General features: G+C 35.2%; 17 protein-coding genes. 8 read left to right on the forward strand and 9 right to left on the reverse strand.

Translation table 11 applies throughout. The features are described 5' to 3' along the window. Positions 1 to 179 precede the first annotated feature (179 nt). The 3 genes from YQ22_RS18695 (at position 180) to YQ22_RS18705 (ending at position 2112) form a co-directional block, all read left to right on the forward strand. Complete coding sequence (locus YQ22_RS18695) at positions 180 to 368, forward strand: hypothetical protein (RefSeq protein WP_071342418.1); 189 nt, start codon at positions 180 to 182, stop codon at positions 366 to 368. 165 nt (positions 369 to 533) lie between these two features. Next, positions 534 to 1376: a class D beta-lactamase gene (blaOXA, locus tag YQ22_RS18700; protein ID WP_083414301.1), complete on the forward strand. Its 843-nt coding sequence runs from the start codon at positions 534 to 536 to the stop codon at positions 1374 to 1376. Between the two features lie 121 nt (positions 1377 to 1497). Continuing rightward, positions 1498 to 2112, forward strand: coding sequence for a fumarylacetoacetate hydrolase family protein (locus tag YQ22_RS18705; RefSeq protein ID WP_071342419.1), 615 nt, complete (start codon positions 1498 to 1500; stop codon positions 2110 to 2112). 70 nt (positions 2113 to 2182) lie between these two features. Here YQ22_RS18705 and YQ22_RS18710 read toward each other — a convergent pair whose 3' ends face one another. Continuing rightward, the gene (locus YQ22_RS18710; RefSeq protein ID WP_071342420.1) at positions 2183 to 2950 is read right to left on the reverse strand and encodes a helix-turn-helix domain-containing protein; all 768 of its coding nucleotides are present in this window, start codon (positions 2948 to 2950) and stop codon (positions 2183 to 2185) included. Between the two features lie 45 nt (positions 2951 to 2995). Beyond that, the gene (locus tag YQ22_RS18715; RefSeq protein WP_071342421.1) at positions 2996 to 4138 is read right to left on the reverse strand and encodes an MFS transporter; all 1143 of its coding nucleotides are present in this window, start codon (positions 4136 to 4138) and stop codon (positions 2996 to 2998) included. A gap of 186 nt (positions 4139 to 4324) precedes the next feature. Between YQ22_RS18715 and YQ22_RS18720 the strand changes: the two genes are divergently transcribed. Continuing rightward, a complete protein-coding gene (locus YQ22_RS18720; protein ID WP_156894601.1) occupies positions 4325 to 4750 on the forward strand; it encodes a hypothetical protein in 426 nt (141 codons plus the stop codon). A gap of 3 nt (positions 4751 to 4753) precedes the next feature. Here YQ22_RS18720 and YQ22_RS18725 read toward each other — a convergent pair whose 3' ends face one another. From YQ22_RS18725 to YQ22_RS18750, 6 genes are read right to left on the reverse strand one after another with little or no spacing between them, the layout of a single operon-like run. Further along, a complete protein-coding gene (locus tag YQ22_RS18725; protein WP_071342423.1) occupies positions 4754 to 5053 on the reverse strand; it encodes a hypothetical protein in 300 nt (99 codons plus the stop codon). After that, the gene (locus YQ22_RS18730; RefSeq protein WP_071342424.1) at positions 5050 to 6288 is read right to left on the reverse strand and encodes a cation:proton antiporter; all 1239 of its coding nucleotides are present in this window, start codon (positions 6286 to 6288) and stop codon (positions 5050 to 5052) included. Before YQ22_RS18730 ends, YQ22_RS18725 begins: the two co-directional genes overlap by 4 nt. Positions 6289 to 6294: 6 nt before the next feature. Continuing rightward, a complete protein-coding gene (ligA, locus tag YQ22_RS18735; RefSeq protein ID WP_071342425.1) occupies positions 6295 to 8286 on the reverse strand; it encodes an NAD-dependent DNA ligase LigA in 1992 nt (663 codons plus the stop codon). Positions 8287 to 8291: 5 nt separating this feature from the next. Beyond that, complete coding sequence (locus tag YQ22_RS18740) at positions 8292 to 8873, reverse strand: TIGR00730 family Rossman fold protein (RefSeq protein WP_071342426.1); 582 nt, start codon at positions 8871 to 8873, stop codon at positions 8292 to 8294. After that, on the reverse strand, positions 8870 to 9739 hold the full coding sequence (prmC, locus tag YQ22_RS18745) for a peptide chain release factor N(5)-glutamine methyltransferase (RefSeq protein WP_071342427.1): 870 nt from the start codon (positions 9737 to 9739) through the stop codon (positions 8870 to 8872). Before prmC ends, YQ22_RS18740 begins: the two co-directional genes overlap by 4 nt. 2 nt (positions 9740 to 9741) lie before the next feature. After that, positions 9742 to 10227 (reverse strand): GNAT family N-acetyltransferase, encoded by a 486-nt coding sequence (locus tag YQ22_RS18750; protein WP_071342428.1) that lies wholly within the window; start codon positions 10225 to 10227, stop codon positions 9742 to 9744. A gap of 152 nt (positions 10228 to 10379) precedes the next feature. Here YQ22_RS18750 and ribD point away from each other — a divergent pair, with 152 nt between their 5' ends. The 4 genes from ribD to YQ22_RS18770 are packed head-to-tail and all read left to right on the forward strand — an operon-like array spanning position 10380 to position 13515. After that, entirely contained in the window at positions 10380 to 11411 is a 1032-nt protein-coding gene (gene ribD / locus YQ22_RS18755) for a bifunctional diaminohydroxyphosphoribosylaminopyrimidine deaminase/5-amino-6-(5-phosphoribosylamino)uracil reductase RibD (protein WP_071342655.1), read from the forward strand. Next, positions 11404 to 12009 (forward strand): HAD-IA family hydrolase, encoded by a 606-nt coding sequence (locus YQ22_RS18760; RefSeq protein WP_071342429.1) that lies wholly within the window; start codon positions 11404 to 11406, stop codon positions 12007 to 12009. Before ribD ends, YQ22_RS18760 begins: the two co-directional genes overlap by 8 nt. Beyond that, a complete protein-coding gene (locus tag YQ22_RS18765) occupies positions 12010 to 12891 on the forward strand; it encodes a GRP family sugar transporter (RefSeq protein ID WP_071342430.1) in 882 nt (293 codons plus the stop codon). 21 nt (positions 12892 to 12912) lie between these two features. Further along, entirely contained in the window at positions 12913 to 13515 is a 603-nt protein-coding gene (locus tag YQ22_RS18770; protein ID WP_071342431.1) for an IMPACT family protein, read from the forward strand. Between the two features lie 3 nt (positions 13516 to 13518). Here the strand turns inward: YQ22_RS18770 and YQ22_RS18775 are convergent, their stop codons facing one another. Continuing rightward, on the reverse strand, positions 13519 to 13917 hold the full coding sequence (locus tag YQ22_RS18775; protein WP_058102981.1) for an acyl-CoA thioesterase: 399 nt from the start codon (positions 13915 to 13917) through the stop codon (positions 13519 to 13521). Between the last annotated feature and the right edge of the window lie 91 nt (positions 13918 to 14008).

The following is a 14008-nucleotide window of genomic DNA, read 5'->3' on the forward strand; positions in this document are numbered from 1 at the left end:
GGCATATACCTATTTTACGAATACATTAAAAAAACACCTCTAAAAAAAGAGTTCAGTAATTAAGAACCCTATATAAAATCAAATTCATATTTCTCACCTAATTACATTCAATTTCCATTTAAATAAATGATTATCAGTCAATTAATTTTTACCTTAGAATATATCTAAATTTTAAAATTATGCAATTAAACATCCATTCTGAAGGGCTTGAGGATCATCTTGGTGTTTTACAAGAGAAATATATGAAGCTTAAATTCTCCATTAAAAACAATCTTAAGTTGACAGCTTTAGCAAAGCAAAATCAATTGAAAAATAGTAAAGAAGAATATCTTGAAAAGAAAATAGATGCAATGGGTAGTCTTTACTAACCACATTCTTATTTACTTCAATAGATTTTAAATCATTTGGCGACAATGTTCATTCACTGTCGCTTTTTTATTGCTTTACATTTAATTCAAAAGTATTTTCCGTAAATGATTAAACACCGATTGATTATATTTAAATCATCGTTATTCTATCCAAGCATTTACCTCATGAAATTACATTTACTCTTATTTTTATTCATCTGTTTTACCTCTTGTAAACAACAAAAGAAGACTGAAGAAGAGGCAACCGTTGAGAGGAATATAAACAAAATTAAAAAGTCTGAAATTCAAACTATCATTGATAAGGAAGATACTAACGGTTCTATTGTAATTTATAACCTTACTAAAGACACCTACTATTCCAATAATTTTGATTGGGCATTACAAGGTAAACTGCCAGCATCAACCTTTAAAATCATAAATACTATTATTGGATTGGAAACGGGAGTTATTGAAAGCGATTCAACAATATTTAAATGGGATGGAGAACAAAAATGGTTAGATCTCTGGGAGCAAGATTTAGTTTTACGTGATGCATTTCAGTTTTCTTGCGTTCCTTGTTATCAGTCAGTGGCGTCAAAAATTGGACCTCAACAAATGAACCAGTATGTAAATAAATTGCAATATGGCAATTTAAAAATTGATGATTCCAACATTACCGATTTTTGGTTAGAAGGCGAATCTAGAATAAACCAAATGCAACAAATAGATTTCTTAAAACGATTTTATACCAATAAGCTTCCCATATCCAAAAGAACTACAAAAATCGTAAAGACCATTTTGCTCATTGATGAAAATAGCGCTTTTACACTTAGCGGAAAAACCGGATTATCTATTGCCAACAACCAATATAATGGCTGGTTCGTTGGGTATATAGAAGTAGGCAACGATGTTTATTTCTTTGCTACTAATCTTGAACCAAAGAGTGACACAATCAATATTCAAAAATTTAATGCCATTAGAAAAGAAGCTACCATATCGGCGCTTAAAACAATCCATACTATATCATAACATATATACCTCATCTTTAAACAAAAAATGATGTTAATGTGATTTCAATTAAAACAATAAATAATACTCGCCAGATTGTTTAATTTCACTTCAAAATTAATAATACTCTAACACCTCAGCAATGAAAATTATAGGCATTGGCAAAAACTATGTTTTAGATAAATCTGAAATTGATGATTTAAAAAATGATGTACAACTAATATTCACCAAACCAGATTCATCATTGGTAACGGAAAGCAAGGATGTTGAATTCCCTGCGATTACCAATCAATTGATCTATGAGGTAGAATTGGTCGTGAAAATTGGTAAAACTGCTAAAAACGTTTCTGTAGAGCAAGCAAACTCATACATTTCCGAAATAGGTATTGGAATAGATTATACAGCAAAGGATGTACTTACTGCCAGCAGAGAAAAGAAAGGTCCTTGGGCTTTGGCCAAAGGTTTTGACGGCGCCTCACCTATTTCTGGTTTTAAACCTATTTCCGATTTTCCCGAATTGGATAATATTAACTTTGATTTAGTCATCAATGGTGAAAAGAAGCAAGTTGGCAACACCGGTTACATCATTTATAACTTTGCCGAAATCATCAGTTTTGTTTCTACTTTTATGACCTTAAATCCGGGCGACATGATTTTTACCGGAACGCCAGCTGTTGGTGCAGGTGAAACTTTTAAAGGAGACCATTTACAGGCTTCCATAGAAGGAGAAATTCTTCTGGATTTTAAAATGATCTAGTTGCTTTTATAGCATTGCAAGAATCGGAATTACTAAGTAATTCCGATTTTTTTTGCTCCAAATTTAAATTTTAAGATTTTTGCTGAGCCTTGAAAGCGGTTGGACTAACACCCACATTCTTTTTAAAAAAGCGGGAAAAACTGCTTATAGACTCAAACCCTAGGTCAAAAGCCAATTTCTTTGTAGTGATCTCGCTTCTTATAAGTTTGCGTTTTGCCTCTGTTATTTGTCTTTGCTGTATCACTTGTTTTGCGGTAAGGTTCAACTTTTCTTGAAGCACCTGATTTAATCGCTTTGTACTTATCCCTAATTGATCTGCATAATATTCTGCATTGGTTTCATTCAAAAAATTAATTTCCATCAATTCTAAAAACTGAAACACTCTTTTTTGATGAATGTCTTGTGGCAACAATTCATTGTTCTGAAACCGGATTAAATGTAACAAGAGTACTTTCAATAATGTTTTAAGCATTATGTAAGATACGTTCTCTCCAAAATACTCACCTTTCAACATCTCAATCAACTTCTTTACTTGAGTTACTTCTTTTTCAGATCTGATATTTAATTGAGGGTATTTATTGAAAAGCGACATAACATCTAATGCGTACTCTACATCATCTTCATCTATTAAATCGCGCTCAAAATTTAAAAGCACACCGCTATTACCGGTGTAAACACTATTTTTAAATAATTCATTTAAAGGCTTAAAATGTACAATAATGTTATTTACCGAATAAAACTCAAAGTAAATACCCATAGAATTACCTGATAACAACTCCGTCTTTGTATCGAAATTTAAATCAATCTTAATTTTAGTTTTCCAGGTATTCAAATTCATAAACTTTCATAGAAGTCTATAAAAATAACTAGAATTCAAGTAACCCTAATCTTTTCTCAATTTTCTAAAACTAAAAAATATAACAACACCTATAAACAAGGCAAATACCGCTGAAACCCCGTAAATTGCCATGTTGTTGTTAGAAATATATTCCACAAACGTAGATAGAAATTGACCTCCAAAAACGCCCATTGAAAACAACCCTAAGTTTTTACCTTGATTTTGAGCATTGCTCACCTCTATCATCATGTGATTTAATAATGGGATCGTAAACCCAAAACCAATTCCTATAAATAGTGCTATCAACCCTAAAAACGGTATACTCATGGTAGTTGCCAGAACCAAATAACCAAGCATAAAGAATAAGAAACCAAGCGCTACCGTTCTTCCGTCTCCAAACCATTTTACCATTTTAGGCATTTGGCTCGCAGTAATAATGGCAATCAGCGATATAAAGGACATTAAATAGCCGGTTTCCGACTCACTAAAATTAAAAGCAGATGGCAAATATAATGGTAGGGTCACAAATCCTATAAAAAACAACATCATTGCTAAAAGAGCCGCAATAAATATTACTTTGACTCCTTGCTTATATTTTTTGGTTACTATCGTTTTCAATGATTCATCAACTACACGTTTATTTACCTTGGGCAATGCCTTTAAGACTAATATCAAACAGATCAATGCAACCAGATAGATATAGAAAGGATACTGCCAATTTAGTTCACCCAGAATACCCCCAATTGCCAAGAAAACGACACCACCTAACTCAATTGCCATTCCTTGCCAAGCAATCATTTTCATTCGATGTTCACCGCTAAATTTTTCTGCAATGTAAGCTGTTACGGAAACCTGAACTGCAACCGTTGCCCCACCCAATAAAAACCGATCAACAATTAAAACATAATCGTTATCTATAAACGCACCAATAACTCCTAAAAACGCATAAGGCACTAAACCAAAACACAACAGTTTTAATGCTCCCAGTTTATTCAAGGTGCGTCCTATAATCGGGGCAAAAACCACAACACCCAATGATGGTAAGGTAATTAACCAACTTGGTGAAAAGCTTAGATCTTTATGCTGCATTATTCCTGATAATGAAGGTGCTATCACCGTACCTACCATTATCGTTAAACTACTGACGAACAGCAGTGTAAATATTCCGAAGTTTGATATTTTTTTCATACTACAAAGTTCTTGCATCTTCGTTCAAGGAACTTTGCCGATTTTCTAAAATGATAGACCAAAATGGAAACTTTCAACTACAAAGGGATAATAAGATATAAAAAATGTTGAACAGATAATTCTATGTACTATTTTTCCTATTTTAGAGTTATTATTTCCTACTATAACCAATTTAAAGCTGCACCAATGAAAAAGTCGATTAAACTATTATTTCTAATCGTCATAACTACATTTCAATTTTCATGTTCAAATGATGACAATGATGATGCAAGTTTAAACCCAAAAAGTGTTACCACATGTAATTTAGGAGACTTTTCACCTACAGGAGTTAAGGTTTGTTTGAATGGTGCAGACTATGCTTTGCCAAACGAAACCATAACGTTCGCCGCAGAATATAACGCTCGAGTTGCTCTTTTCACATGGACTATTGAGTCTGGGAGTATGGAAATTATTAATATCGAAGAAAGTGCTACCGGTTCTACTTCTAAATCTATTGCTACTATAAGATTTAATTCAGACTTTAATGGCAATGCCGTTTTTAAAGTAAAAGCTAAAGACTCTAGAGGAAGCGGTGAGGTAACACATGCAATAGAACTGGAGGAAACAAATTAGTACTTAACTCATAATAATAGATTCCACAATCATCTTTAACTCCTCGTCTAAGGTAATTGTGGGATATTCTTTATTCGCTAATCTATACCAATATCCGGCATTAAACCGATCACCTTCTTTTCTGTGCAAATAGGCATGCAACCAACTACCAAGTTCATTGTGCATGTCTTGGGCAATATTATGAGAAGCTTCCCAATCGCCTTTGGCATCGTACCATGCAGCTTTTAGTCCGTTTGACCAATCTTTTGGCACATTGGTGAATTCCAAACTCTTTTCAAATTCAAGATAGGTCTTAGGTATCATTTCACTACGCTTTTAATCAATTTTTCAACGGTTAAGCCTTGCCCTATTATCGAGAACACCACAACTATGTAGGTTATCACTAAAAAAGCGTCTCTATGCATGTCATCTGAAAGACCTAATGCCAATGCTATAGATATACCACCGCGTAATCCTCCCCATGTCATGACCAAATTGGTTCTTGGCACAAAATCCAACTTCTTTTCAAAGAATTTAATAGGAAGCATTAATGAAAGATAGCGACAAAGCAATACTAGCGGAATTGCCAATAAACCTGCAAGAATATATTCTGTTTTAAATGTCAGTACCAGCATTTCCATCCCTATCAATACAAATAACAAGGTATTCAACAGAATATCTAAAAGCTCCCAAAATTTATCTACGTAAGTCTCCGTGGTCTCTGACATGGCAGAATTACGAACGGTGTCGTTACCAACCACCAAACCTGCAGCTACCATTGCCAAAGGTGCCGATAAATGGAATTTCTGTGCTATCAATGTACCTACCATTACCGTTGCCAATGTAATGATCACCTCTATATCATAATCGTCAATAGATCGCATTAACTTATACGTTCCCCAACCTAGGGCCAGACCTAATGCCAACCCGCCAATTACCTCAACTCCAAATAGTTCTATAATATCTAATGGAGATACAGCTACCTCGGTTGCAGATGCCAGTTGAAATATCGTTAAGAATACAACGACCCCTACTCCGTCATTGAACAATGATTCTCCCACAATTTTGGTTTCCAACTTTTTTGGCGCACCAGCCTTTTTTAAAATTCCCAAAACGGCAATAGGATCTGTTGGTGATATAAGAGATCCAAATAACAAACAGTAAATGAAATTGATCTGCATACCCAACAACTGCAACAAATAATACATACTGGTCCCCACTAAAAAGGTAGACACCAAAACACCTAGTGTAGAGAACACCAATATAGGCCAACGTTGTACTTTCAGCTGTTCAAAATTGGTATGCAGCGCCCCTGCAAATAACAAGAAACTCAACATTATATCTAGCAGAACAGACTTGAAATCTATCTGTGTAATGATGTAGCGTTCTGCGTTTATTAACGTATCGTCTATATAGCCTATGGCAAATACAGCTAAAGTAAACACAATTGTAATCAACATTAAGCCAATACTATTGGGTAGTTTTAAAAAGCGGGCATTTATATATCCAAAAATTGCCGAAAGAAAAACAAGTACTGAAATTATTGTAAAAATATCCATAATGATCTATGCTAACATGTTTATAAAATCTTGCTCACTGATAATGGGTATACCCAGTTTTTCTGCCTTTGCAAGCTTACTAGGTCCCATTTTATCTCCCGCAACCAAATAACTAGTTTTAGAAGATATAGAAGAGCCTACTTTACCACCATTATCCTCTATTTTCTTTTTGAGCTCATCTCTACTTAAAATCTCAAATACTCCGGAAACCACAAAGGTATTACCCGCCAAGGTATCGGTCTGATTTTGTAACTTTTCTTCAGATATTGATAATTGTACGCCAAAGCTTCGTAATCTCTCTATGGCATCTATATTCTTCTCGTTCGCAAAAAAGTCGATGACACTTTGCGCTATGCGCTCCCCAATCTCATCTACAGAAGTTAAATGCTCTAGCGTCGCTTCTTTTAAAGCATCTATGTTTTTATATGCTTTTGCCAATTTCTTAGCCACGGTCTCGCCTACAAAGCGAATACCTAAAGCAAACAACACACGTTCAAAAGGTACTTTTACAGATTCCGCTACTCCGTTTACTAAATTTTCGGCAGACTTCTCTGCCATTCGTTCTAAGGGTAAAACATCTTCTTTGGTGAGTTTATATAAATCGGCATAATCGTCTATCAACCCTACTTTAAACAGTAATTCTACCGTCTCGCCACCCAAACCTTCAATATCCATCGCCTTTCTAGAAATGAAATGCTGAATTCTACCGGTTATTTGTGGCGGACAACCGTATTCATTTGGGCAATAATGTTTTGCATCACCCGCTGTACGAGTAAGCTCGGTACCACATTCTGGACATTCATGAATATATTCCGTTGGTTGGGAATCTGCTGGTCTTTTCGAAAGATCTACCGCTATAATCTTAGGGATAATTTCTCCGCCTTTTTCTACAAATACGGTATCGCCTACCCTAATATCCAATTTTTCTATTTGGTCGGCATTATGTAACGATGCTCTTTTTACCGTTGTACCTGCCAATAATACCGGTTCTAGATTGGCTACCGGTGTTATTGCGCCTGTACGCCCTACTTGATAGGTAATTTCATTTAAAGTGGTAAAAACCTGTTCTGCCTTAAATTTATACGCCATTGCCCATCGTGGGGCTTTTGAGGTAAAACCAAGTTCTTCTTGGTTTTGAAGGCTATTTACTTTAATGACCACACCATCGGTTTCATAAGGCAACTCATGGCGTTTTACATCCCACTCCTCAACAAATGCCATTACCTCATCTGTAGTTTTACAAAGTTTGGCAACAGTTGGTACTTTAAAGCCCCATTCTCGTGCTTTCTCCAACATATGAAATTGAGAGTCAATATTCAGGTTTCTACCTACAATACTGTACAGCAAACAATCTAAAGGTCTCTGTGCAACAACACTGCTATCTTGAAGTTTTAAACTACCCGATGCCGTATTTCGCGGATTCATATACGGCTCTTCTCCATTGGCAATGCGTTCTTCGTTCATTTTCTGAAATCCGTCGAACGGTAATACTATTTCTCCTCGTATATCAAACTTATCTGGATAATCTCCTTTTAACTGGAGCGGAACCGATTTAATGGTTTTTATATTATTGGTAACATCATCCCCTTGAATTCCGTCACCACGGGTAACCGCTCTTACCAGTTTACCTTGTTCATAAGTTATACTGATAGATGCGCCATCATATTTTAACTCACAAGTAAATTCAACAGGTACGTCTCCCAAATTACGCTGAATACGTTTCTCCCAATCTTCTAAATCTTCTTTAGAGTATGAATTATCTAAAGAGTACATTCTATGCTCATGAACTACGGTTGCAAAATTCTTGGTGATCATACCACCTACACGTAATGATGGCGAACTGGCATCATAAAATTCAGGATGTTTAGCTTCCAAATCCTGTAATTCTTTCAATTTCATATCGAATTCATAATCTGAAATGGTCGGGTTATCCAACACATAATAATTGTGATTATGCTCTCGCAACTCTTTTCTTAGTTCTTCAATCTTTGCCTTCATAATTATTAAAGCTGTTCTTTATTGATCCATTTTGGTATAGGCAATGGTGTATAGTTTTCCATTTTATGCAATAGGGTTTCTATAGTATCATCTACCAAAATAGTATTTAAATGTTCTTTTTTAACAAATCCGTTCTGGACCATGTCATGCATCATTTGCAATAGGGAATCGTAAAAACCATTGGTATTCAAAATTCCTATGGGGTATTGATGCAACCCAAGCTGCGACCAAGTCAACATTTCAAAAAACTCTTCTAAAGTACCAAATCCTCCAGGGAGCATTATTATTCCGTCAGATAGTTCATGCATTTTTAATTTGCGCTCATGCATATTTTGGGTGACAATCAATTCTGTCAACCCCTCATGAACTACTTCTTTTTTCTTTAAAAATACAGGAATTACCCCTATTACCTTTCCTTTATTATTTAAAACACCTTCGGCAACTTTACCCATAATGCCAATTTTGGCTCCACCATATACAAGCTTTATATCTTTCTTTGCAAAAGTCTCTCCCAGTTCATATGCTTTTACTCCATAATCAGAAACAATACCTTCACTACTACCGCAAAACACTACAATACTTTTCATTTTCTTATTCCTTTTATCATACGGTCATTACCAAACATATCTAGTCTTAAATCAATAGTCTTAAAGTTAGATTGTTGTAATATTTGCTTGGTTTCTTCTCCTAAATACTGATTGATTTCCAAATACAGACAACCATTTTTATTCAAGTGTTCAGATGCAAAATTTACTACTGCCTTGTAAAACTTTAACGGGTCTTCATCTGGAACAAAAAGTGCCAAACTTGGCTCATGGTCTATTACATTATTTTGCATTTCTGCTTTTTCCAATTCTCGCACATAAGGCGGATTGGAAATAATAATATCAAATTTTTGATCTAATTCTTTTGCTGAGGTTTTAGAATGTAAGGACAACATATCCGCCTTAACAAACGTAACATTTGCACCAAGCGTTCTATTGTTTTCTTCAGCAACCACTAAGGCTTGAGGCGAAACATCTAAAGCATACACTTTAGCATCCACCAGATTTTTATCTAACGAAATAGGAATACAACCACTGCCTGTACCCATATCTAAAATACTTAAGGAATGTTTTACTTCTTTGACATCATCCAACACCCAACGAACCAATTCTTCGGTTTCTGGTCTAGGTATTAATACGTGTTCATTTACGGTAAAGTCCAAATCCATAAAATATGCCGTACCTGTAATATGTTGAATAGGTTTATGTAACTTCAATTCGGATAACGCCTTAAACAATATAGTCTCTTGTTCTTTTTCTATATTAAGATTAGGTTGTAACGCCAATACAAAACGTTCTAATTCAAAATAGTGCTCAATAAGTAGATAGAAAAAGCTGTTTACTTCATCTTTTCCATAGATAGCATCTAATTCTGCATGAAAAATATTCTTAACCTCTTTTAACTGCACAATTAAAATGTTTTAAGCATAAATATAGGACAGGAATAATGACCGGTATCTCCCATACGGGCATCTATATATTCAAAGCCTATCTTCTTATACAATTTTTGGGCAGCTTCCATATAGGGCATTGTCTCCAAATAACAGGCATCAAAACCATATTCCTTGGCTTTATCCAAACATACATTGATCATCTTATGACCTGCCCCTTTGCCTCTGGCTTCTTGCAAAAAGTACATTTTCTGAAGCTCACAAACATTACCGTTGTAATTATCTAGTTGTGCAACACCGGCACAGCCTAAAATTGAACCATTTTCTTCGATCACAAAATAAGTGGCCTTGGGTTTATTATAATGCTCATACATGTTATCCAATGAAGGGTCTTCATAGGCCGTGCCCACTTTTGGCACTCCCAAATCTTCCAATACCTGCCGTATTACCCTAGCAACTTGCGGATTATCTTCCTTTTTAATTTCACGTATCACGACATTTTCCATATGAACTATGCAATAGGTTTTAAAGTACTATTTTTGAGGTGTGAAGATACGTGATATGCGTATAAAGGTAAAGTTTGATGTCCATTAATAATCTTGATTCTACAAATTCAATACCATCTCAATCAAACGCACTTTCTGCAGATGAGAAATATATGCAACGGTGTATTGAAATTGCAAAAAACGGATTGGGTACTACAGCGCCCAACCCCATGGTAGGTGCAGTAATTGTGTATAATGACACTATTATTGGTGAAGGGTTTACCAGTGCTTATGGTGGTTCACATGCCGAGGTGAATGCTATAAACTCGGTAAAAGACAGTACGCTACTCAAAAATGCTACTATTTATGTAACCTTAGAACCTTGCTCTCATTATGGCAAAACTCCACCTTGTGCGGATTTAATCGTAAAAATGGGAATACCTAAGGTTGTCATTGGGTTAAAAGACCCTCATGAAAAAGTAGCCGGTAATGGTATAAAAAAATTGAAAGCGGCGGGTTGCGAAGTAAATGTTGGTGTTTTAGAACAAGAATGCGCGGAACACCATAAACGATTCTTAACTTTTTTTACCAAAAAGAGGCCCTACATTATTTTAAAATGGGCGGAAACATCTGACGGATTTATTGCTCCAGAGTCTTTAAAACGAGAAGAAGAAAAGAAGCCTTATTGGATTACAAACACCAAATCTCGGCAATTGGTACACAAATGGCGTAGTGAAGAACCAAGTATACTAGTAGGTACCAACACTGTGTTAGCTGACAACCCACAATTGAATATTAGACAGTGGACGGGAAAAGCACCTACACGAATTGTTCTTGATAGAAATCTAAGGATTTCTAAAGATTTTCATGTTTTAGATGGAAAGCAAAAAACGATAGTATGTACACAAATAGCAGATACCACAAAGTACGTTAAAGGTGTTAGCTATAAAATTTTGAATTTTGAATCTCAATTACCACTGCAATTATGTAATCTGATGTTTGAAGAGCAGCTACAAAGTGTCATTATTGAAGGCGGATCACAAACATTGCAAAGTTTTATTGATGCTGACTTATGGGACGAAGCTCGAATCTTCAAAGGAGCAACCGAATTTCAAAAAGGAATAAAAGCTCCAAAACCCACAGGACGAATAATAAAACAAATAAAAATTTTGACCGACCAACTAACCATACTTAGAAATGATTAAAAATATAATTTTCGATTTTGGTGATATATTTATCAATCTTGACAAACAAGCGCCATTAATAGAAATGGCAAAATTTGGATTTACCGAATTGACTCCGGATTTAGATGCCATTTTCAAGTCATATGAAATGGGCTTAATAACGTCTGACGTGTTTGTTGAAAAACTACAAGGCATTTTCACCAACGCTTCTAAAACTCAGATTATAGATGCCTGGAACTCCATTATACTGGACTTTCCGGAAGAACGCCTAAAGTTTATTGAAAAGTTGAAAGCCGACAATCAATACCGACTGTTCTTGTTGAGCAATACTAACGATCTTCACATTGACAAGGTTAAGGAGTCTATGGGAATGGAGCGGTTTTTAAGGTTTAAAAATTGTTTTGAGGTGTTCTACCTATCACAAGAAATGAAAATGCGAAAACCTAATGCCAATATATATGAAAAGGTGCTTAGCGATAATAATTTGAACGCATCAGAAACTTTTTTCATTGATGATACCAAAGAAAACACAGATAGCGCGTCTAAACTAGGAATACAGTGTTGGAATCTTCAAGTAGGTAAAGAAGATGTTTTAGAAACTTTAAGCCGCATAGTATAAATGTATTTAGCGCTCAGTATTCTTTTCTCCAGCTTAATCTTTGTGGTTTTTAAATTATATGCCAAGTATCGGGTACAAACAATTTATGCCATTATCACTAACTACTTCATTGCTTGCATTGTCGGCTTACTATATTATAAAGAACCGATCAATGTATATGACATACCACAAAAGAGCTGGTTTTGGGGAAGTCTACTTCTTGGTCTATTTTTCATACTAATATTTAATTTAATGGCAGCCACTTCACAAAAGCTAGGTGTATCCGTAGCTTCTGTTGCCACTAAAATGTCACTCACCATTCCGGTATTGTTTGGAGTATTCTTCTACAGGGAAGTTTTAAGCATATTAGAAATTTTAGGAATAATTCTCGCATTGTTGGCCGTTTACTTCACTTCTTTAAAGGAAAACAAAATAAAAGCTGAAAAATGGGCATTTGCCCTACCGGTCTTAGTTTTTCTAGGATCAGGCATAATAGACACAAGCATAAAATACTTTCAAGATGCACATATGCCCGAAGAAGAATACGCACTGTTCTCCGCAACGGTATTTGCATCTGCAGGGATATTCGGCTTATTTTTTATCGCATATAAATCCACCCAACAACGATTAAAAATAAATTTCAAAAATATTATTGGTGGAATTTGTTTAGGTGTCCCCAATTACTTCTCCATATATTTCTTATTAAAAGCCTTACAGCACCCAACTTGGAACAGTGCATCTGTGTTTACTATTAACAATGTGGCCATTGTAATGTTCTCCACGCTTTTAGGCATACTATTGTTTAAAGAAAGATTAAGCATTAAAAACTGGTTTGGTATAGGTTTGGCAATTTTCAGTATTATTCTGGTGGCTTTTGGTCCTAAAATAATGATGTACCTTTAAATTCTGCTTGGCACTACGTATATGGACACCTATAAAACCATTTCAAAACCTTCTGAACCCATATTGTTCAAAGAGCGAAAAAGTAAATTTTACGGGTATTGCTTTCCGGTTTACGACGAAGACAGTATTAAAGAACACATAGAGGCATTAAGAAAAGAATACCCAACCGCCAACCATGTGTGCTACGCATGGCAAATGGGTGTTGAATCCAAGTCTTATCGTGCCAATGACGATGGAGAACCCAACAATTCTGCCGGTATGCCAATTTATGGGCAAATACAATCTTTTGATGTAACCAACATTCTAGTTGCAGTGGTACGAATATTTGGCGGCACCAAACTAGGTGTTGGTGGATTGATCAGTGCTTACAAGGAAACTGCAAAGCTAGCATTGGAAAATGCGGCAATAATCACCAAAGTATTACAAGAAGAACTAACCGTTACTTTTGAATATTCAGAAATGGACATCGTAATGCGTTTGGTCAAAAAACACCAACTAACCATTGTATCACAAGATTTGCATTTGAAATGCAAAATGATTTTAGCTGTAAATAAAAGTGATTTTAAAAAAACAATGAAACTTTTTAAAGCACATCACAAATTAGAAATCAAGGCAAACGTCTAATCTTTAATATTCCAATTTGTCCAATAATATCTGCGGACATTTAGTGGGTCTATTTCTTTTCATATCCATAAATACCAAAACCGTATTTGCGGTCGCCAATAATTCTCCCGCTTCATTTGTCATTTCATAATCAAATTCAATTCTAACCGCAGGTTTTTTCGTCAAAATTACCTTTACGGTTACCAAATCATCATACTTCGCAGATTTCAAATATTTAATGGACAAACTAATCACCGGAAGCATAATTCCGCCCTCCTCCATACTTTTGTAAGAAATTCCTAACGACCTTAACCATTCAACTCTTGCTAATTCTAAATACTGAGCATAGTTTCCATGATAGACAACTCCCATTTGATCCGTCTCACTGTATCTTATTCTAAAAGAAATTTCGTTTGTTCGCATTTATTTCAAGTAAAAAGTATATATTTAAAAGCTCCCCTAAGCGGTAAACGAACATGAGAAAAAAAAAGGTCAAAATCAATGACAATCAATT

Origin of the sequence: Maribacter sp. 1_2014MBL_MicDiv, from assembly GCF_001865655.1 — a bacterium.
GTDB classification, from domain to species: domain Bacteria; phylum Bacteroidota; class Bacteroidia; order Flavobacteriales; family Flavobacteriaceae; genus Maribacter; species Maribacter dokdonensis.

Excerpts from the sequence above, each read along its gene's own strand:
- YQ22_RS18695 (WP_071342418.1), top strand. The coding sequence starts at position 180 with ATGCAATTAAACATCCATTCTGAAGGGCTTGAGGATCATCTTGGTGTT.
- blaOXA (WP_083414301.1), top strand. The coding sequence starts at position 534 with ATGAAATTACATTTACTCTTATTTTTATTCATCTGTTTTACCTCTTGT.
- YQ22_RS18705 (WP_071342419.1), top strand. The coding sequence starts at position 1,498 with ATGAAAATTATAGGCATTGGCAAAAACTATGTTTTAGATAAATCTGAA.
- YQ22_RS18710 (WP_071342420.1), bottom strand. The coding sequence starts at position 2,950 with ATGAATTTGAATACCTGGAAAACTAAAATTAAGATTGATTTAAATTTC.
- YQ22_RS18715 (WP_071342421.1), bottom strand. The coding sequence starts at position 4,138 with ATGAAAAAAATATCAAACTTCGGAATATTTACACTGCTGTTCGTCAGT.
- YQ22_RS18720 (WP_156894601.1), top strand. The coding sequence starts at position 4,325 with ATGAAAAAGTCGATTAAACTATTATTTCTAATCGTCATAACTACATTT.
- YQ22_RS18725 (WP_071342423.1), bottom strand. The coding sequence starts at position 5,053 with ATGATACCTAAGACCTATCTTGAATTTGAAAAGAGTTTGGAATTCACC.
- YQ22_RS18730 (WP_071342424.1), bottom strand. The coding sequence starts at position 6,288 with ATGGATATTTTTACAATAATTTCAGTACTTGTTTTTCTTTCGGCAATT.
- ligA (WP_071342425.1), bottom strand. The coding sequence starts at position 8,286 with ATGAAGGCAAAGATTGAAGAACTAAGAAAAGAGTTGCGAGAGCATAAT.
- YQ22_RS18740 (WP_071342426.1), bottom strand. The coding sequence starts at position 8,873 with ATGAAAAGTATTGTAGTGTTTTGCGGTAGTAGTGAAGGTATTGTTTCT.
- YQ22_RS18750 (WP_071342428.1), bottom strand. The coding sequence starts at position 10,227 with ATGGAAAATGTCGTGATACGTGAAATTAAAAAGGAAGATAATCCGCAA.
- ribD (WP_071342655.1), top strand. The coding sequence starts at position 10,380 with ATGCAACGGTGTATTGAAATTGCAAAAAACGGATTGGGTACTACAGCG.
- YQ22_RS18760 (WP_071342429.1), top strand. The coding sequence starts at position 11,404 with ATGATTAAAAATATAATTTTCGATTTTGGTGATATATTTATCAATCTT.
- YQ22_RS18765 (WP_071342430.1), top strand. The coding sequence starts at position 12,010 with ATGTATTTAGCGCTCAGTATTCTTTTCTCCAGCTTAATCTTTGTGGTT.
- YQ22_RS18770 (WP_071342431.1), top strand. The coding sequence starts at position 12,913 with ATGGACACCTATAAAACCATTTCAAAACCTTCTGAACCCATATTGTTC.
- YQ22_RS18775 (WP_058102981.1), bottom strand. The coding sequence starts at position 13,917 with ATGCGAACAAACGAAATTTCTTTTAGAATAAGATACAGTGAGACGGAT.